This window comes from Microbacterium sp. SCN 71-21, assembly GCF_001725695.1.
GTDB lineage: Bacteria > Actinomycetota > Actinomycetes > Actinomycetales > Microbacteriaceae > Microbacterium > Microbacterium ginsengisoli.
In genome coordinates this window covers 9,160-25,263 of sequence record NZ_MEGA01000080.1, presented here as the reverse complement: position 1 = coordinate 25,263, position 16,104 = coordinate 9,160, and the positions used below count along the sequence as shown (strand labels likewise).

14 protein-coding genes and 1 pseudogene are annotated in these 16,104 nt (G+C 70.3%); 3 read left to right on the top strand and 12 right to left on the bottom strand.

Going from position 1 to position 16,104, the window contains the following annotated elements; translation table 11 throughout:
- The 6 genes and pseudogenes from ABT08_RS11055 to ABT08_RS11030 all read right to left on the bottom strand — a co-directional run.
- Positions 1-603: pseudogene (locus ABT08_RS11055) on the bottom strand (hypothetical protein); the annotation flags it as partial.
- Positions 596-1,075: a Holliday junction resolvase RuvX gene (gene ruvX, locus ABT08_RS11050; protein WP_288114964.1), complete on the bottom strand. Its 480-nt coding sequence runs from the start codon at positions 1,073-1,075 to the stop codon at positions 596-598. The gene ruvX and the pseudogene ABT08_RS11055, both read right to left, overlap by 8 nt.
- Before the next feature lies 1 nt (position 1,076).
- A complete protein-coding gene (gene alaS / locus ABT08_RS11045) occupies positions 1,077-3,737 on the bottom strand; it encodes an alanine--tRNA ligase (protein WP_056208956.1) in 2,661 nt (886 codons plus the stop codon).
- A gap of 61 nt (positions 3,738-3,798) precedes the next feature.
- A complete protein-coding gene (locus tag ABT08_RS11040) occupies positions 3,799-4,044 on the bottom strand; it encodes an ATPase (RefSeq protein ID WP_045248077.1) in 246 nt (81 codons plus the stop codon).
- Between the two features lie 138 nt (positions 4,045-4,182).
- Positions 4,183-4,812: a 30S ribosomal protein S4 gene (gene rpsD / locus ABT08_RS11035; RefSeq protein WP_056518571.1), complete on the bottom strand. Its 630-nt coding sequence runs from the start codon at positions 4,810-4,812 to the stop codon at positions 4,183-4,185.
- Between the two features lie 181 nt (positions 4,813-4,993).
- Positions 4,994-6,283: a replication-associated recombination protein A gene (locus ABT08_RS11030; protein ID WP_288114968.1), complete on the bottom strand. Its 1,290-nt coding sequence runs from the start codon at positions 6,281-6,283 to the stop codon at positions 4,994-4,996.
- 146 nt (positions 6,284-6,429) lie between these two features.
- Between ABT08_RS11030 and ABT08_RS11025 the strand changes: the two genes are divergently transcribed.
- The 3 genes from ABT08_RS11025 to ABT08_RS11015 all read left to right on the top strand — a co-directional run bounded on the left by ABT08_RS11025 (position 6,430) and on the right by ABT08_RS11015 (position 9,024).
- The gene (locus tag ABT08_RS11025) at positions 6,430-6,792 is read left to right on the top strand and encodes a dioxygenase (protein ID WP_288114963.1); all 363 of its coding nucleotides are present in this window, start codon (positions 6,430-6,432) and stop codon (positions 6,790-6,792) included.
- 48 nt (positions 6,793-6,840) lie between these two features.
- Positions 6,841-8,406, top strand: coding sequence for a DUF349 domain-containing protein (locus tag ABT08_RS11020; protein WP_288114962.1), 1,566 nt, complete (start codon positions 6,841-6,843; stop codon positions 8,404-8,406).
- A gap of 66 nt (positions 8,407-8,472) precedes the next feature.
- A complete protein-coding gene (locus tag ABT08_RS11015; RefSeq protein ID WP_056208949.1) occupies positions 8,473-9,024 on the top strand; it encodes a hypothetical protein in 552 nt (183 codons plus the stop codon).
- Here ABT08_RS11015 and ABT08_RS11010 read toward each other — a convergent pair.
- From ABT08_RS11010 to ruvA, 6 genes are all read right to left on the bottom strand, one after another.
- Positions 9,011-11,263 (bottom strand): RelA/SpoT family protein, encoded by a 2,253-nt coding sequence (locus ABT08_RS11010; RefSeq protein WP_045248074.1) that lies wholly within the window; start codon positions 11,261-11,263, stop codon positions 9,011-9,013. The genes ABT08_RS11015 and ABT08_RS11010 overlap by 14 nt on opposite strands.
- Before the next feature lie 64 nt (positions 11,264-11,327).
- Positions 11,328-12,317, bottom strand: a complete 990-nt coding sequence (secF, locus tag ABT08_RS11005) for a protein translocase subunit SecF (protein WP_056208945.1) — start codon at positions 12,315-12,317, stop codon at positions 11,328-11,330.
- Complete coding sequence (gene secD / locus ABT08_RS11000) at positions 12,317-14,026, bottom strand: protein translocase subunit SecD (protein WP_045248072.1); 1,710 nt, start codon at positions 14,024-14,026, stop codon at positions 12,317-12,319. The genes secF and secD overlap by 1 nt, the downstream gene beginning before the upstream one ends.
- Before the next feature lie 37 nt (positions 14,027-14,063).
- Positions 14,064-14,510, bottom strand: a complete 447-nt coding sequence (locus tag ABT08_RS10995) for a preprotein translocase subunit YajC (protein ID WP_056208943.1) — start codon at positions 14,508-14,510, stop codon at positions 14,064-14,066.
- Positions 14,511-14,586: 76 nt separating this feature from the next.
- The gene (gene ruvB / locus ABT08_RS10990) at positions 14,587-15,618 is read right to left on the bottom strand and encodes a Holliday junction branch migration DNA helicase RuvB (RefSeq protein ID WP_502685887.1); all 1,032 of its coding nucleotides are present in this window, start codon (positions 15,616-15,618) and stop codon (positions 14,587-14,589) included.
- Positions 15,605-16,104 (bottom strand): Holliday junction branch migration protein RuvA (ruvA, locus tag ABT08_RS10985; protein ID WP_288114958.1); only part of this gene is annotated, 500 nt, incomplete at its 5' end. The genes ruvA and ruvB, both read right to left, overlap by 14 nt.

Sequence of the window (16,104 nt, the reverse complement as noted above, 5' to 3'; positions counted from 1 at the left end):
CTCCTCCCATCCCATGAACGAGCGCACCTTGTCGCCGTACGTGTTCCACACCCACACGCCACCGGCGCCGATACCCCCCAGCAGCACCACGACGATGGCGAGGGCGATCCACCCCCGCGCGCGCCGACGTCGCTTCGAGGGCTTCTTCGGCACGGCTCCGACCGTATCGGACGATGCCCGCCCGGTGAAGAGGTCCGCGAGGTCTCCGGGGGCGGACGCTCTTGCGGCGCCGACTGGAGCTGTGCGCTCCGGCGGCCGAGTGACCGGCGGTGGGGTGCTTCCCGACGGAGGCATGGCGGCGGTGGGCGCCGGGGTCAGGCCGGTGAGGCTCGCGGGGTGGAGCGCGTCGGGTTGACTCGGCACGCGCGGGGGCCACGAGGCCGGTGTCGGGCTGACGGGGGCGGCGTCGGGCGCCGGCTGCTGCTGCCCGGTGGTTTCGCGGGTCAGTCGCTCGCGAAGCTCGCGGCGGGTGAGCGGCGCCGTCTCGGTGCCCGGCTCGGCGGATGCGGGCGTCTCGCCGGTCGCACTCGTCCGCGGCCGGTTGGCGGGCAGCTGCGAGTACAGGGTCGAGAACGGATCGTCCGCGCTCTTCTCGTCAGTCATTCGGCGTGGCCTCCTCGGGCGCGGGCACGACGGCCCCGGGGGTGCGCCCGGTCTGCTTCTCGGTGTCGATCGCGTTCTGCAGGAGAATCACTGCGGCGACCTGATCGACGATGTTACGAGACTGTCGCTGCGAACGCCCGGAGCCACGCAGGGCCGCGTGCGCGGAGACCGTGCTCAGGCGCTCGTCGACGAGGCGCACGGTTACACCGGAGGCGGCCAGTTGCGCCGCGAACTCGCGCGCATCCGCTGTCGACGCGGTCTCCCGACCCGACAGCGCGACGGGCAACCCGACGACGAACTCGATTGCGTCCCACTCCGCGCCGATCTCCCGCACGCGGGCGACGGCCGCGTCTGTGCGCGGCACGGTCTCCACGGGGGTCGCGAGCAAGCCGTCCGGGTCGCAGCGGGCGACGCCGACCCGGGCGGTGCCGACGTCGACGCCGATCCGGATGCCGCGTCGGAACCCCGTCACGTCACGCGACCTCGAGAGCCCGAACCGCCGCCGAGAGCGCATCGGGCAGGAGCGCGGCATCCGTACCGCCGCCCTGGGCGACATCGTCGCGCCCGCCGCCGCCGCCGCCGAGCACGCCGGCCGCGGTCTTCGCGAGCACACCCGCCTTGGCTCCGGCCTCGCGTGCGCGGGCGGTGGTCGCGGCGATCACGACGGGTCGGTCGCCGGCCACGGCGCCGAGCACGATCACGGCGGGCTCGTCGCCGAGTCGATCGCGCACGGCCAGCGCCACCGTGCGCAGGTCGTCGGCCGAGCCGACGGCGCCGATCGCGGCGCTCACGACGCGGAACGGTCCGGTGGTCGTCGCCGACGCGGCGAGCTCGGGGGCGCGCTCGGCGAGCTTGCCGGCCTCGAACGCCGCGATCTTCTTCTCGGCGGCCTTCAGGTTGGCGCCGAGCTCGGCGATGCGCGCGACGAGCTGGTCGCGCGGAGCCTTGAGGTTCGCAGACAGCTCGGCGACCAGCGCTCGTTCGGCCGCGAGCTCGCGGAACGCGTCGTGCCCGACGAGGGCCTCCACACGGCGGTTGGACGCGCCCACCGAGGACTCACTGACGAGCGAGATCAGCCCGATCTCAGCGCTCGTGGCCACGTGGGTTCCCGCACAGAGCTCGCGCGACCACGGGCCGCCGATGTCGACCATCCGCACGGTCTCGCCGTACTTCTCGCCGAACAGCGCCATCGCGCCGAGCTCCTTGGCGTCGGCGAGCGGCAGCACGCGGGTCGTGACCTCGAGGTTGTCGTAGATCGCGTTGTTGGCGATCTCCTCGATCTCCGTGCGCGTCTCGGCCGACAGCGCCTGGCTCCACGAGAAGTCGAAGCGCATGTAGCCGGCGCGGTTCAGCGAACCCGCCTGCGTCGCGGTCTTCCCCAGCGTGTCGCGCAGGGCCGCGTGCACGAGGTGCGTCGCGGAGTGGGCCTGACGTGCTGCGCGACGGTTCGCGCGGTCGACGACGGATGTCGCGGGGGCGCCGAGACCGACGTCGCCGCGGGTCACCTCGACCGTGTGGCTCACAAGGCCGGGCACGGGCTTCTGCACGTCGAGCACCTCGAGCTCGTACCCGGGCCCGACGATCACGCCCTTGTCGGCGACCTGTCCGCCCGACTCGGCGTAGAGCGCGGTCTCCCGCAGGATGACCTCGGCGATCTGGCCCTCGGTGGCGCGGTCGGTCGGCACGCCGTCGACGAGGATGCCGAGCACCGACGACTCGGTCTCGAGGTCGGTGTAGCCGGTGAAGACGGTCTCGCCCTTCGCGCGGAAGTCGCCGTAGACGCTGACGTCGGCGAGGGCGCGCTTGCGGGACTTCGCATCGGCCTTCGCGCGTGCCTTCTGCTCCCGCATCAGGGTGTCGAAGCCGTCGCGATCGACGGTGATGCCCGCCTCCTCGGCGATCTCGAGCGTCAGGTCGATCGGGAAGCCGTAGGTGTCGTGGAGCAGGAACGCCTCGCTGCCGGCGAGCTCGGAGCCACCGGCATCCTTCGTCTGCGTCACCGCGAGATCGAGGATCGTCGACCCCGACGCGAGCGTGCGCAGGAACGTCTCCTCCTCGGCGAACGCGTACTGCGAGATGCGCGCCCAGTCCTCGTCGACGACCGGGTAGGCGCTCTTCATCGCATCGCGCGACGCGGAGAACAGCTCGGGGAAGGTGGGGGCGTCGACGCCGAGCAGGCGCATCGCGCGGATCGAGCGGCGCATGAGCCGGCGCAGGATGTAGCCGCGTCCCTCGTTGGACGGCGTGACGCCGTCGGAGAGCAGCATGAGCGACGAGCGGATGTGGTCGGCGATGACGCGGTAGCGCACGTCATCCTCGTGCACGGCGCCGTACGGCCGTCCCGAGAGCGCGACGGCACGGTCGAGCACCGGACGCACCTGGTCGGTCTCGTACATGTTGTCGACACCCTGCTTGATGAACGCGACACGCTCGAGGCCCATGCCGGTGTCGATGTTCTTCTTGGGGAGCTCCCCCACGACGTCGAACTCGGTCTTCGAGCGCACGTTCGTGATGGCGTACTGCATGAACACGAGATTCCAGATCTCGGTGAAGCGGCTGTCGTCGACCGCAGGGCCGCCGTCGCGGCCGTACTTGGGGCCGCGGTCGAAGTAGATCTCCGAGCAGGGGCCGGCGGGGCCCGGCTGGCCGGTGGACCAGTAGTTGTCCTCGGCGCCGAAGCGCTGGATGCGCTCCTCCGGGAGTCCGGCGATCTTCTTCCACAGCGAGGCGGCTTCGTCGTCGTCCTCGTAGACGGTGACCCACAGGTCGCGCTCATCGAACCCGAGTCCGCCGTCGGCCTCGCTCGAGGTGAGCAGCTCCCACGCGTAGCCGATCGCGCCTTCCTTGAAGTAGTCGCCGAACGACCAGTTGCCGAGCATCTGGAAGAACGTGCCGTGACGGGCGGTCTTGCCGACCTCTTCGATGTCGTTCGTGCGGATGCACTTCTGCACGTCGGCGGCGCGCGGGTACGGCGGCGGAACCGTGCCGTTGAGGTAGGGGATGAAGGGCACCATGCCCGCGATCGTGAACAGGATCGACGGGTCGTCGCTGACGAGGGACGCCGACGGCACGATGGTGTGGCCGTTGCGCTCGAAGTAGTCCAGGTAGCGCTGCGCGATCTCGGCGGTCTTCATGCGGGAGTCCTCATGGTGAACGGGCGGTGCCGGAGCCCGGCCCGCGGATGTCTCAGGGTGATCAGTCGTTCGCCGGCCGGGAGGCGGCATCCGCGACGGCCTCGGCGGCCTCGTGGACGGCGTCGCCGACGGTCTCGCCGAAGCGCGCCTGCTGCTCGCGGTACGCGTCGGTGACGCGTTCGGTGAACTCGGTGATGCGCGCGTCGATGTCGGCGAGCACCTCGTGACCGCGAGGATCCTTGTTCACGACGTGCGCGACCACGAAGCCGGCAGCGGCGCCGAGCACGAACCAGAGCACGTTCTTCACAGTCAGATCACTTCCTCGTCGGGCGCGACTCTCACGTCCGTGGTCCATCGTAGGCGACGGGTGGTGTCCGTCGGCGGGCGCCGGCGGCGCAGATACGAGAAGGGCGCCGGGTTTCCCCGACGCCCTTCTCGGTGCGACTCAGCGTGCGGCGTAGTACTCGACGACGAGCTGCACGTCACAGGTGACGGGCACCTCGACGCGCTTCGGGCGACGCACGAGGCGCGCCTGGAGCTTGTCGAGCTCGACCTCGAGGTAACCCGGAACGGCCGGCAGCACGTCGGCGTGACCGCCGGCGGCCGCGACCTGGAAGGGCTCGCTGCCCTCGCTGCGGGCCTTGACGTGGATGAGCTGGCCGGGCTTCACGCGGAACGACGGGCGGTCCACGATCTGGCCGTCGACCAGGATGTGACGGTGGGTCACGAACTGGCGGGCCTGGGCGGTGGTGCGGGCGAAGCCGGCGCGCAGCACGAGCGCGTCGAGACGCATCTCGAGCAGCTCGACCAGGTTCTCACCGGTCAGGCCGTCGGTGCGGCGGGCCTCATTGAACGCGATGCGCAGCTGCTTCTCGCGGATGCCGTACTGCTCGCGCAGACGCTGCTTCTCACGCAGACGGACGGCGTAGTCGCTGTCGGCCTTGCGCTTGGTGCGGCCGTGCTCGCCCGGAGCGTAGGGACGCTTCTCGAGGTAGCGGGCGGCCTTGGGGGTGAGTGCCACGCCGAGGGCGCGGGACAGGCGGACCTTGCGGCGGTCCTGGGACTTCGTGACCACGAAGTGTTCCTTCCGATGACGCGGCCGTGTCTCTCACGGCCCGCGGACGTATCTCCCTCTCCCGCCCTCTCGGTGTGCACGCCGGGGCGCACCGTGAGGTGTTCCAGGAAGGAGGGGATGCCCGAAAACCGGTTTCGAGCCGGTCCATGCTACCAGACCGGCCCGCGCCGGCCTGGCCGCGTCATCCGTCGCCCAGAATGCGCCGGATGCGCTCGAGCCGAGCCTGCACGTCGCGCTCCTGGCCGTGCGCCGTCGGCGTGTAATAGCGGCGCCCGACCAGCGGGTCGGGAAGGTACTGCTGTGCGGCGACGCCGAGGTCGGTGTCGTGCGGATAGACGTAGCCCTTGCCGTGTCCGAGCCGCTTCGCGCCCGCGTGATGCGCGTCGCGCAGATGCGGCGGAACGGCGCCGAACGACCCCGCCCGCACGTCGGCGATGGCCGCGTCGATCGCCAGGTACGCCGCGTTCGACTTCGCGGTCGTCGCGAGGTACGCGGTCGCCTCGGCGAGCGGGATGCGCCCCTCGGGCATGCCGATGAACGCGACCGCGTCGGCGGCGGCGACGGCGATCTGCAGCGCGTGCGGATCGGCGAGGCCGATGTCCTCGGCGGCGGAGATGACGAGGCGTCGGGCGATGAACCGCGGGTCCTCCCCCGCCTCGATCATGCGCGCGAGGTAGTGGATCGCGGCATCCACATCGGAACCGCGGATCGACTTGATGAAGGCGCTGATCACGTCGTAGTGCTCGTCGCCCTGCCGGTCATAGCGCAGGAGCGCGCGGTCGACCGCCGCCGCGACGTGCTCGGCCGTGACCCGGGGTGTCGCCTCGTCGTCATCGGATGCCGCGTCTCCCGCCGCGAGCGTCGCCGCCGCCTCCAGCGCGGTCAGCGCCCGACGCGCGTCACCGGATGCGAGCCGCACCAGCGCGCCGCGCGCGTCGTCGTCGAGCGCCACCGCGCCGGAGAGCCCGCGCGGATCGGCGACCGCGCGGTCGACGAGCGACCCGAGGTCGTCGTCGGTGAGCGCGCGCAGCGTCAGCAGCAGCGAGCGCGACAGGAGAGGCGCGATGACCGAGAAGGACGGGTTCTCGGTCGTCGCGGCGATCAGCACGACCCAGCCGTTCTCGACGCCCGGCAGCAGGGCGTCCTGCTGCGCCTTCGTGAAGCGATGGATCTCGTCGAGGAACAGGATCGTGGACTGCCCGTACAGGTCGCGCTGGTTCAGGGCGTCCTGCATGACCTCGCGCACGTCCTTCACCCCCGCGGTGATGGCCGACAGCTCGACGAACCGGCGCCCCGACGAGCGGGCGATCGCCTGCGCGAGCGTGGTCTTGCCGGTGCCGGGCGGCCCCCACAGGATGACCGACACCGCGGCGGCGCTGCGGGAGTCGGGCGAGGCGAGCGCCACGAGCGGCGACCCCGGACGCAGCAGATGCCCTTGACCCGCTACCTCGTCGAGCGACGTCGGGCGCATGCGCACCGCCAGCGGCGTCGGGGACGACAGCAGGGGCGCGGAACTCACCACGCCAGGCTAGCGGCGCCATGAGACACCGACGCTTTGGCCGCCCACCGGATCACTGCGTAGGATCGGTGCGCTCAACGACCAGTGCAGGAGGACCCGTGGCCGCAGGCGGAAAGTCGCGCGACGAGAGGGTGGCGCGCGAGCGCGCCAGGGCGTACCAGGCCCGCCGTGCGCTGCACGAGGCGAGCCGGCGCCGTCGCGTCCGCGACAACACGATCGCCGCCGTCGCCGGCGGCATCCTGATCCTCCTCCTCGCGGCGGGCGCAGCCACCGGCGCGGCGGAGGTTCGCCTACTACTCCGTCGGACCCGGCGCGCCCGCGCCGTCGCCCAGCCCCACCCCGACCGTGAACCCGAGCGATCAGCCGCTCTTCTTCCCGACCCCCCGCGCGACGGATTCGCCCAGTCCGACCCCGTGACGCGTGACGACGCCCCGACCGGGCCGTCGGAGGGCGCGTACTAGGCTGAGCACGTCCATCCGACCGCCCGGCGAACCGCTTGAGGTGCACCCGTGACTGCCACGAACGACCAGACTCCTGACGTCCCCGCCGCCGAGGCGGACCCGACGCCCGAGACCCCGGCCGAAGAGACCCCTGCCACCGACGTCACTGCAGACGTCGAGGCCACCCCCGACGTCGCCGACGAGGCGTCTGCCCCGGCCGCGATCGCCGCGGTCGAGGCATCCGGGGACGAGGCGCCCGCGGTCGAGAGCCCGGCGCCCGACGCTCCGGTCGAGGACGACACGGTGACGGCTGCCGCGCCGGCACCGGCACCCGTTCCGTCACCGTCGCGCGCGATCCCCGTGCCCACCCGCCCGCGCTCCGCCGCGCCGGTGGCTGCGCCCGCCGCGACCACGGAGCCCTGGGGGCGTGTGGAAGAGGACGGCACCGTGTCGGTGCGCGAGTCCGCCGGATGGCGCATCGTCGGCCAGTACCCCGACGGGTCCACCGACGAGGCCCTCGCCTACTTCGAGCGCAAGTACGCCGATCTCGCGGGCGAGGTGGTGCTCCTCGAGGCGCGTCACCGCCGCGGAGGCGCGGGCGCCGCCGACCTGAGCTCCACCGCCGCCGCCGTGCGCGAGCGCGTCGTGGGCGCGGCCGCGGTCGGCGACCTCGAAGGACTCGCCGCGCGACTCGACGCTCTCGTGGCGGCGCTGAGCGCCGCCACCGAGGTCGAGGCGCAGCAGGCCAGGGAGGCCGTCGACGAGGCGATCGCCGAGCGCACCGCGATCGTGGAGAAGGCGGAGGCTCTCGCCGCCCGCGACCCTCAGAGCGTGCAGTGGAAGCAGACCACGGCCGACATCGCCACGCTCTTCGACCAGTGGCAGAACCACCAGCAGAACGGTCCCCGTCTCCCCCGCGCCATCTCTCAGAAGCTCTGGGGCCGCTTCCGTGACGCGCGCGCGACGATCGACCGTCACCGTCGCGCCTACTTCGCCGACCTCGACGAGACCCACAAGTCGGCGCGCGACAGCAAGTCGCGTCTGGTCGAGCGGGCCGAGGCCCTCGCCCCGCGCGGCGAGGACGGCATCGCCGCCTACCGCACCCTCCTCGACGAGTGGAAGAGCGCGGGCCGCGCGGGCAAGAAGATCGACGACGCCCTGTGGGCCCGGTTCAAGGCCGCCGGTGACGTGCTCTACGGCGCCCGTTCCGACCGCGAGAGCGTCGAGGCCGAGGAGTCGAAGGAGCGCATCGAGCTCAAGCGGGCGCTGCTCACCGAGGCCGCCGCGGTTCCGGGCGAGAAGGACCTTGCCGCCGCGCGGCAGTTGCTCACCGGTCTCCAGCGTCGCTGGGACGAGATCGGCCGCATCTTCCCCCGTGACAAGGAGCGCCAGCTCGACGACGAACTTCGTCGCATCGAGCAGGGCGTGCGCGACCGCGAGCAGACGCACTGGCGTGAGAACAACCCCGAGACGAAGGCGCGTGCGAACGACATGACGCGTCAGCTCGAGGATGCCATCGCGAAGCTCGAGGACGACCTCGCCGCGGCGAAGGCGACCGGCGACAGCCGCAAGGTCAAGGCGGCGACCGAGGCGCTCGAGGCGCGTCGCGGCTGGCTGCGCGCCATCGGCGGCTGACGCCTTCTCCACAGCTTCGACCCGCCGGTCCGGCGAGCGGATGCCGCGTGCGGCACCATGGCTCGCATGGGATCGCCGTTCGTGTACGTCGCAGGTGACCGCTTGTCGGTCGCGGAGTTGAGTGCGGCGCGCATCGACGGCGACCTCGTCGAGGTCGGCGATGCGTTCATGCCCGCCGACGCCATCGAGACCCCCGCGATCCGGGCGGCCTCCCTCGCCCAGCTTGTGCCGGCCAACACCGCGCTCGTCGGTCGCAGCGCCGCCTGGGTCCACGGAGCGTTGCTCCCGCTGCCCGAGCGTCAGAGCGTGCAGCGCGCGGTCGCGCACCGCATCGGCCAGCCCGTCGACCGGCGCCTCGTGTACAGCGATCAGGGTCTTCCCGCCGACGCCGTCGAGCTCTGCGGCGGCGTGGCTGTGACATCCGCCGTGTACACCACGACCGACCTCGCCCGTGCGGGCGACGACGTCGCGGTGCGCGCGCTGTGCGACGCTCATCCCGCGCCGGCTGTGCGGGTACGTGACGCCTACGCTCTGCTGCAGGCGGCGGGCCCGCTGCACCACAAGCGCCGCGGCCTCGCGCTGCTGGAGGCTCTGATCGACGAGCTCAGGACGACGTGACGCGGTAGACGTCGTAGACCGCGTCGATGCGACGCACCGCGTTGAGCACGCGGTCGAGGTGCACGGTGTCGCCCATCTCGAACACGAACCGGCTGAGCGCGAGGCGGTCGTCGGTGGTCGACACCGTCGCCGACAGGATGTTGACGTGATGCTCGCTGAGCACGCGGGTCACGTCGCTGAGCAGTCCCGATCGGTCGAGGGCCTCGACCTGGATCTGCACCAGGAACACGCTCTTCGTGGTCGGTGCCCACTCGACGTCGATGAGCCGCTCCGGGTTGTCCATGAGCGCCTTCACGTTCGTGCAGTCGGTGCGGTGCACGGAGACGCCGCTGCCGCGCGTCACGAACCCGACGATCTCGTCGCCCGGGACCGGGGTGCAGCACTTCGCGAGTTTCACGAGGATGTCGGGAGCGCCGCGCACGAGGACGCCCGAGTCACCGTCACGCGGCGCGCGGCTGCGGCCGACGTGGGGCAGCTCGATGGCCCCCGTGGAGGTGTCTCCCTCCGCGACGAGCGCGGTGACCTTCTCAATGACCGATTGGGTGGAGACGTGCCCTTCGCCGACGGCGGCGTACAGGGCGGAGACGTCTTCGTACTTCAGCTGGTGCGCGACCTGGGAGAAGGAGTCCTGGTTCATCAGGCGTTGCAGGGGCAGGTTCTGCCGCCGCATCGCGCGGGCGATCGACTCCTTGCCCTGTTCGATCGCCTCTTCGCGGCGCTCCTTCGTGAACCAGCCGCGGATCTTGTTGCGCGCGCGGGTGCTCTTGACGAATGTGAGCCAGTCCTGGCTCGGGCTCGCATCCGGGTTCTTCGAGGTGAACACCTCGACGACGTCGCCCGAGTTCAGTTCGCTCTCGAGCGGAACGAGACGCCCGTTGACCTTCGCCCCCATCGTGCGATGGCCGATCTCGGTGTGCACCGCATAGGCGAAGTCGACCGGAGTCGCGCCGGACGGGAGCCCGATCACGCGTCCCTTCGGCGTGAAGACGTAGACCTCCTTGGCGCCGATCTCGAACCTCAACGACTCGAGGAACTCGCCGGGGTCAGCGGTCTCGGCCTGCCAGTCGGAGATGTGGGCGAGCCACGCCATGTCGGTGTCGACGGTGCGGTCGTCGGTGCGACTGCCCGACATCCGCTCCTTGTACTTCCAGTGCGCCGCGACGCCGTACTCGGCCTGCTGGTGCATCTCGTTCGTGCGGATCTGGATCTCGACCGTACGACCGCCCGGGCCGATCACCGTGGTGTGCAGCGACTGGTAGAGGTTGAACTTCGGCGTCGCGATGTAGTCCTTGAAGCGGCCGGGTAGTGGCGTCCAGCGGGCGTGGATCGAGCCCAGCACGGCGTAGCAGTCGCGCACGGTCGCGACGATCACGCGGATGCCGATCAGGTCGTAGATGTCGTCGAACTCCCGACCGCGCACCACCATCTTCTGATACACGGAGTACAGCTGCTTCGGACGACCCATGACGCGCCCGCGGATGCGCAGCTCGCGCAGATCCGCATCGACGGAGTCGATCACACTGTGCACGTACTGCTCGCGCTGGGGCGTGCGCTGCTTGACCAGACTCTCGATCTCGGCGTAGAGCTTGGGGTGCAGTACGGCGAACGAGAGGTCCTCGAGCTCCGACTTGATCGCCTGGATGCCGAGGCGGTGCGCGAGCGGAGCGTAGATCTCGAGAGTCTCGCGCGCCTTCTTCTGCGCCTTCTCGGGCGGCACGAAACCCCACGTGCGCGCGTTGTGGAGCCGGTCGGCGAGCTTGATGAGGAGCACGCGGATGTCTCGCGACATCGCGACGATCATCTTGCGGACCGTCTCGGCCTGCGCGCTCTCGCCGTACTTGACCTTGTCGAGCTTCGTGACACCGTCGACGAGCATCGCGACCTCGTCGCCGAACTCCGCCGTCAACTGGTCGAGGCTGTAGTCCGTGTCCTCGACGGTGTCGTGCAGCAGGGCCGCAGCGATCGCCTTCGGTCCGAGACCGAGATCGGCGAGCACCTGAGCGACCGCGAGCGGGTGCGTGATGTACGGCTCACCGCTCTGGCGCTTCTGGTCGCGGTGCGCGCGCTCCGCGACGGTGTATGCGCGCTCGATGACAGCGAGGTCGCCGCGCGGATGATGCGTGCGCACCGTGCGCACGAGCTGGTCGACATCGTCGCGCCGGTGCGCGCGGGAGAAGATCCGAGGCACGAGCCGCCGCAGCGAAGAGGCCTGGGGCGCGGCCGGAACGGTCTCGGTCACTCGCGTCTCACCGCCCTTCGCCGGATCGGATCATCCTACGCCCGCTGCCGAGGTGGACGGCCGCTCAGGCGGCGACCTCTGCCTTGCTCCGAGAGGCGCGCACGCGGGCGTCGCGCGCCTTGACCTTCGGCTCGTTCTCACGGAACAGCGAGTACAGCGGCGCCGCCACGAAGATCGTCGAGTAGGCAGCCACGATCGTTCCGACGAAGATCGACAGCGAGATGTCGGTGAGCGTCTGTGCACCCAGCCAGAACGCGCCGATGAACAGGATCGCACCGGTCGGGAGCACCGCGACGATGGTCGTGTTGATCGAACGGATGAGCGTCTGGTTGACAGCCAGGTTCACCGACTCGCCGAACAGGCGACCGGCCGCCTCACCGCCTTCGCGCGTGTTCTCCCGGATCTTGTCGAACACGACTGTCGTGTCGTAGAGCGAGTACGCCAGGATCGTGAGGAATCCGATCACCGCGGCGGGCGAGATCGCGAAGCCGCAGACCGCGTAGATGCCGATCGTGATCACCAGCACGTCCACCACGCCGATGACGGCCGCGGCCGACATCTTCCACGTGCGGAAGTAGAGCGCGAGGATGAGGAACGTCAGCGCGAGGAAGATCGCGAGTCCCCAGAGCGACTGGCGCGTGACATCCGCGCCCCACGCCGGACCGATGAACGAGTCGGTGACGTCGGTCTGCGGCACGTCGAACGCCGTGGCGAGCGCCTGGCTGACCTGCTGAGTCTGCTCGGGCGTCATCTGGTTCGTCTCGACCTGAACCGAGGTGCCCCCGACCGTGGTGACGCTCGAGACCGAGCCGGGGACGACACCGTTGACGGCGTTCGTCGCGGTGAGCTGATCGGGGTTCGTCAGACCGCTCACGGTGAACTGCGAGCCGCCGGTGAACTCGATCGAGAAGTGGATCGGGCGCACGAGGGGAACGAGCACCGACGCGATCACGAGCACCGCCGCGATGATGAACCACACACGACGACGGCCGACGAAGGGGAAGGACGTCTTGCCGGTGTAGAGGTCGTTTCCGAGCTGATTCATGGAGCGCATCAGTCGTCTCCCTCCTTGGTCGCGGTCGTGGTCCCGCCGCCGAGTTCGGCCGCGCGCTTTCGCTCGGCGATCGTCTGCCGGCGCTCCGCCTCCTTGCGCGACTTGGCCGAACGCCCGGCGGTCGCCGCTGCCGGGGCGCGGAACTGGGCGCGGCCGCGGTAGACGGCGCCGAGCGCCTCGGGGTCGAGACCCGAGAGCGGGTGCCCCGAGCCGAAGAACCGGGTGCGTGCCAGCAGCTGCATGACAGGGTGCGTGAACAGGATGAAGATGAGCACGTCGATCGCGGTCGTGATGCCGAGCGTGAACGCGAAGCCCTTCACCGTCGCATCCGCGAGGATGTAGAGCACGACGGCCGCGAGCACGTTGATCGACTTCGAGATGTAGATCGTGCGCTTCGCCCGGCCCCAGCCGTCCTCGACGGCGGAGGTGATCGACTTGCCGTCGCGCAGCTCGTCGCGGATGCGCTCGAAGTACACGATGAACGAGTCGGCGGTGAAGCCGATCGTCACGATCAGACCGGCGACACCGGCGAGAGACAGGCGGAAGCCCATGCGCCACGCCAGGATGCAGAGCACCGCGTACGTGATGACCGCCATCACCGCGAGGGACGCGATGATCACCGAGCCGAGAGCCCGGTAGACGATGAGCGAGTAGATCGCGACGAGCGCCAGACCGATGAGTCCCGTGATCAGACCGATCATGAGCTGCTGTGAGCCGAGGGTCGCCGAGATGGTGTCGGAGCTCTGCACCGAGAAGCTCAGCGGCAGAGCACCGAACTTGAGCTGGTCGGCGAGCGTGGTCGCGCTCTCCTGCGTGAACGAGCCCGAGATCTGCGGTTTGCCGTCGGTGATCACGGCGTTCATGCTGGGGGCGGAGAGAACGGATCCGTCCAGCACGAAGGCGAACTGGTTGAGCGGCGCCGTCTGGCTGTAGAGGCGCTTGCTGATGTCGCCGAAGGTCTGGGTTCCCTCGCCGTTGAACACGAGGTTCACGACCCACTGGCCGTTCTGCGTGTTCAGACCGGCACTGGCGTCGGTGATGGCGGAGCCGTCGAGCTCGACGGGCCCGAGGATGTACTTCGCGGTGTTGGTCGAGTCGCAGGTGACGAGCGGCTTGTCCTTGGGCGCGTTCGCGGGGTCGTTCGTCGTCGCCGAGCAGTTGTAGGCCTGATACTCCGCCTGCAGCGCCGGGGTGATCCACGAGGTGTCACTGCCGCTCGTGGGCGACGCGGTCGGGGTCGACTGCAGGGTGGGCGCCGGCGTCGGGTAGGGCGTCTGGTTCCCGTCCTGTCCGGTGAAGCTGCCGGTGACGTCGGCCGACGTGTACAGCACGGCCCGCAGCTGCAGCTGGGCCGAGGCCTCGATGCGCTGTCGCGTCTGCTCGTCCGCCGTTCCGGGGATCTGCACGACGATGTTGCGGCCGCCCTCTGTCGAGACGGATGCCTCGGACACACCCGACGCGTCGATGCGCTGGCGGATGATCGACACCGCCTGGTTCATCTGCGTGTCGGTGGGTGCCGCGCCGTCGACGGTCTGCGCCTGCAGGATAATCTGCGTGCCGCCCTGGAGGTCGAGCGCGAGCTGCGGGGCCCACGACGACTTCTGGAACACGTAGACGCCGAGGGCGTTGATGCCGAACAGCACGGCGATCACGGCCAGCAGGCCGATGAGGGCACGCCAGGCGTGCTTGACGGGGGTGGATGTCGCCACTGATCAGGTCTTTCGGAAGGGGTGCGCGGGCACCGTGTCAGGCGTCGGTGCCGTTCTTCTTCTCGTCGTCGGCGTCGGCGGCCTTCTTCTGGTCGTCGCTGATCGAGGAGATCTCGCCGCTGGCGACGCCGGCCTCGTACTCGTCGTGGGTGGCCTCGGCCTCGAGGTACTCGTCCTCGGTGACGACCTCGTCGATCGGGTCGACGACGCGAAGGATCGCCTGGCTGTGTACCTCGATCTCGACGCCGGGGGCGATCGAGACCACGGCCGGCTGGTCGAGGTTGTCGGAGTCGAAGGTCACGATGGTGCCGTACAGGCCTCCCTGCAGCAGCACCTTGGCGCCGGGGACGGTCTGACGCGCGCGGGCCTCGACCTCGGCCTTCTGCTTCTGCATGCGGCGTCGGGAGCTCCAGAACATGAAGACCAGGAGCAGGACGAGCAGGATGAGCAGGCCGTAGTTGCTGAAGAACGTGCCGAAGTCCATGCGGGCGCGGAGCCTTTCAGATGAGGCGCACTCAAGATGGGCGCCGTAGGGAGAGGGCGGCGAAAGCCTTCAGCGATTATAGGTCATCCATATCGAGCGTTCCGGTCGCATGTGCCGGGGCCACACCGAGATGGGCATACGCCTCGGGCGTGGCGACGCGCCCGCGGGGCGTGCGACCCATGAGTCCGATGCGCACGAGGTAGGGCTCGACGACCGACTCGATCGTGTCGGCCTCCTCTCCGACCGTCACCGAGAGGGTGCCGAGGCCGACGGGCCCGCCGCTGAAACGGCGGATGAGGACGTCGAGCACCGCACGGTCGAGCCGATCGAGACCGATCGGGTCGACGTCGTAGAGCTCGAGCGCGGCGCCGACGGCCGCGACATCCGTGCCCGCGCCCCCGTGTACGAGCAGGTAGTCACGTACGCGGCGCAGCAGTCGGTTCGCGATGCGGGGTGTCCCCCGGGAGCGGCGGGCGATCTCGGCGCGCGCGCGGGCGGACAATTCGACCCCGAGCACGATTGCCGAGCGCTCGACGACGCGTTCGAGCTCGGCGGGGTCGTAGTACTCCAGATGGGCGGTGAAGCCGAACCGGTCGCGCAGTGGGTTCGGCAGCATGCCGGAGCGCGTCGTCGCGCCCACGAGCGTGAAGGGGGCGAGATCGAGCGGGATCGAGGTGGCGCCGGCGCCCTTGCCCACCATGATGTCGATGCGGAAGTCCTCCATTGCGAGATACAGCATCTCCTCCGCCGAACGGGCCATCCGGTGGATCTCGTCGATGAACAGAACCTCCCCCGGCTGCAGGCTCGACAGCAGCGCCGCGAGGTCCCCCGCGTGCTGGATCGCGGGGCCGCTCGAGAGCCTCAGGGGACGCCCGCTCTCGTGCGCGACGATCATCGCGAGGGTGGTCTTACCGAGCCCCGGGGGGCCGGCGAGCAGGATGTGATCGGCGGGCCGCTCCTGGATGCGGGCGGCATCGAGCAGCAGCTGCAACTGCCCGCGCACCTTGGGCTGCCCGATGAACTCGGCGAGCGACGTCGGGCGCAGTGCGCCCTCGATGGCGAGCTCGGTCTCATCGACCGCCTGCGGGTTCACCTCATCCACGCACATGCTCCCCTCGCGCGGGCCCGAGCTCGGCGAGGGCGAGCCGGAGCAAGGCGGGAACGCTGCGTTCGGTCGCGGGCGCGCTCTCGATGACGGATGTCGCGGTCTCCTGTGCGACCCGGTCGTTCCAGCCGAGACCGTTCAGGGCCGCGGTGAGCTGGGTGAGCAGCGCGGCGTCTCCCCCGCCCGTCGGAGAGGTCGAGGCAGCTGGCGGCGGGGCGAGGCGCCCGGCGAGCTGCACGACGATGAGCTTCGCCGTCTTCGGACCGATCCCGGAGACGCGCCGGAACGGCGCGTCGTCCTCGGCGGCAACGGCGGCGGCGATCTGGTCGATCGACAGGTGCGAGAGCACGCCGAGGGCCGACTTCGGACCGACGCCGGAGACGCCGAGGAGCGCCAGGAACACGACGAGCTCGGCGCGCTCGGTGAACCCGACGAGCTGCATCGCGTCTTCGCGCACGACGAGATGCGTGTGCAGCAGCACCTCGGCGC